Annotated in this window: 3 protein-coding genes and 1 pseudogene; all 4 read left to right on the top strand. The window is 65.3% G+C overall.

All coding sequences use genetic code 11. From position 1 onward, the window contains the following. On the top strand, window positions 1-182 hold a 182-nt coding region (gene rlmJ, locus IT472_RS05510), incomplete at its 5' end, for a 23S rRNA (adenine(2030)-N(6))-methyltransferase RlmJ (RefSeq protein ID WP_297179566.1). Between the two features lie 65 nt (window positions 183-247). Next, window positions 248-1,186 carry a DUF808 domain-containing protein gene (locus tag IT472_RS05505; RefSeq protein ID WP_297179563.1) on the top strand — a complete coding sequence of 313 codons (939 nt, stop codon included), beginning with the start codon at window positions 248-250 and terminating at the stop codon, window positions 1,184-1,186. Between the two features lie 69 nt (window positions 1,187-1,255). Continuing rightward, a complete protein-coding gene (locus IT472_RS05500; protein WP_297179559.1) occupies window positions 1,256-1,837 on the top strand; it encodes a GNAT family N-acetyltransferase in 582 nt (193 codons plus the stop codon). A 143-nt stretch (window positions 1,838-1,980) separates the two neighbouring features. Continuing rightward, window positions 1,981-2,505, top strand: a pseudogene (locus IT472_RS05495) (transcription-repair coupling factor); the annotation flags it as partial.

Raw genomic sequence — 2,505 nt, 5'->3', positions numbered from 1 at the left:
TGCTGGAACTGCTGGTGCGCCCCGACGACTCGCCCCTGCGCATGAACGGCAGCGGCATGCTGCTCCTGAATCCCCCTTGGCAGTTCGACGGCATCCTTCAGCCTGCGCTGCTGGCACTGCAGGCCAGCTTGGGTGATGCGGGCGGCAGTTCCGCTAGCACATGGCTGCGGACTCCGCCCTGAATGCCCGTCCGGCCAACTGCCGCACAGGCATGCCAAAATCTCCCAAGCCATCCTAGTTTTAAGCCATGCCTTCCAGCTTTTTTGCCCTGTTCGACGACATCGCATCACTGCTCGACGACGTTTCGGCGATGACCAAGATTGCCGCTGGCAAGACCGCCGGCGTGGTGGGCGATGACCTTGCCCTCAACGCCCAGCAAGTCGCCGGCTCAGCAGCCGATCGGGAACTTCCGGTGGTGTGGGCGGTGGCAAAGGGGTCGTTGATCAACAAGGCCATCCTCGTCCCTTCGGCGATGGGCCTGTCCATTTTCGAAGCCTGGCTGCACGGCCGCGGCATCGACGTGCAACTGATCCTGTGGCTGCTCACCATCGGCGGCGCCTACCTGTGCTACGAAGGCGTGGAAAAACTGGTGCACGTCGCGATTGCCAAGCACCCCATGCGCAATGGGACCGGCCCCATCAAGTCGGTGGAGGAGATCCCGGAGGACTTGGTCGCCTTCGAGCAGGAAAAGATCCAGGGCGCGATCAAGACCGATTTCGTGCTGTCGGCAGAGATCATCGTCATTTCACTGGGGACCGTCGCCTTCCAGCCATTGCACATCCAGTTCGGCGTGCTTGCGGTGATCGCGGTGCTGATGACGGTCGGCGTGTACGGCCTGGTCGCGGCCATCGTCAAGCTCGACGACCTCGGCTTGCACTTGTCACGCGAAGGTGCCCACAAGGTGCGTGCGATGCTCGGACGCGGCATCCTCGCGCTGGCGCCGCTGTTGATGAAGTTCCTCTCGGTCGCCGGCACAGTGGCGATGTTCCTGGTTGGCGGCGGCATCCTTGTCCATGGAATCCCGCTGTTGCACCATCTCGTCCAGACCCATGCAGACGATCTCCTTGGCTGGCTTGGCGTCGCGTTGTTCAACATTGCGGCCGGGATGACCGCCGGGATCATCCTGGTTGCATGCACTTTCGTCCTGACACGGATACGCAAGGGCCTGCGCCGCGCCCCTGCCTGAACGGATTCCAAGCACTTCGCGCAGGGGAATATCGCTCGGTTTTAACGAAATTTGCGGGAGAATGGAGAGATGGCCGCACGCAACCGCATGCCCCCTTGGCACGAGCACGTTCGATTGCCGAACGGTCGTGAAGTCTTGCTCAGGCCCATCCGCCCGGAAGATGCCGGGCCAATGCGGGCGGCATTCACCCTGCTCAAACCCGACGAAGTCCGCCAGCGATTCCTGCACCCGATGAAGGAACTCGGCGCACAGCAGGTCGAACTGCTGGTACGCCCGGATCCCCGTCGCGATTTCGCCTTGGTCGCCGCCGAACCCCTGCCCGCGGGCGAAGCGCTGATTGGCGCAGTGGCACGCATTTCGATCGAACCCAACGGCAAGGACGCGGAATTCGCGATCTTGGTCAGCCATTACGTCAACGGCATGGGCCTGGGCCGTCGCATGATGCGCAAGTTGGTGCGCTGGGCGCGCGGGCACAAGGTCCAGCGAATCCACGGCGACGTGCTGGAAAGCAACCAGCCGATGCAGGCGCTCGCCGGTTCGCTGGGATTCCGTCGGGAGGTGTCCAGCGAAGCCGGGCTGGTGCGCATGGTGCTCGACCTGCCGCCGCCCAAGCCCAAGCAGCTGCGGCCGCCGCTGGCGCCGACCGCGTGAGCTGCGTCCGGGCATGCACCGGACGCCGCGTGTGCTGACCAGCCCACGATGGACGTGTTCAACCGTGCCTTGACTTGGAATTTCGCGTTTCGACTTCGCGTCGCGCCGACCTTCGGCACCTTGCGCGCGCCTGACCCTTGCTGATGCCCTCACCCGGATTGACCTTCCCCGTCCCGCTGCCCCGCGCTGGCCAACAGCGCGCCTGGTGGCGCCTGCCCGCCTCGTTCACCGGATTGGCGTGCGCGATCCTCTCCGCCTGCCAGCAGCACGACGGGCCGGTGCTGGTGATCGCCGCCGACAACGCCGCCGCCCACCAGCTCGAATCCGACCTGCGCCTGCTGGCCGGTCCCGAGGGCGGGCTTGAAATCCTCGGGTTCCCCGATTGGGAGACCCTGCCCTACGACCGCTTCAGTCCACACCCGGACATCGTCAACCGCCGCCTGTCCACCCTCGCCACCCTGCCCGGATTGCAGCGCGGCGCGGTGGTGGTGCCAGTCGCCACCCTGATGCAACGGCTGCCCCCGCGCAGCCATGTCATCGGCAGCCGCTTCGATGTCCGCACCGGCCAGCGGCTCGATCTCGATGCGGAAAAACGCCGGCTGGAATCGGCCGGCTACCGCAACGTGCCACAAGTGCATGACCCCGGTGATTTCGCGGTGCGCGGCGGC

Source organism: Thermomonas sp., assembly GCF_020850895.1.
Taxonomy (GTDB): Bacteria; Pseudomonadota; Gammaproteobacteria; order Xanthomonadales; family Xanthomonadaceae; genus Thermomonas.
This window is presented reverse-complemented; position numbering and strand designations above follow the sequence as displayed.

Excerpts from the sequence above, each read along its gene's own strand:
- IT472_RS05500 (WP_297179559.1), top strand. The coding sequence starts at position 1,256 with ATGGCCGCACGCAACCGCATGCCCCCTTGGCACGAGCACGTTCGATTG.
- IT472_RS05505 (WP_297179563.1), top strand. The coding sequence starts at position 248 with ATGCCTTCCAGCTTTTTTGCCCTGTTCGACGACATCGCATCACTGCTC.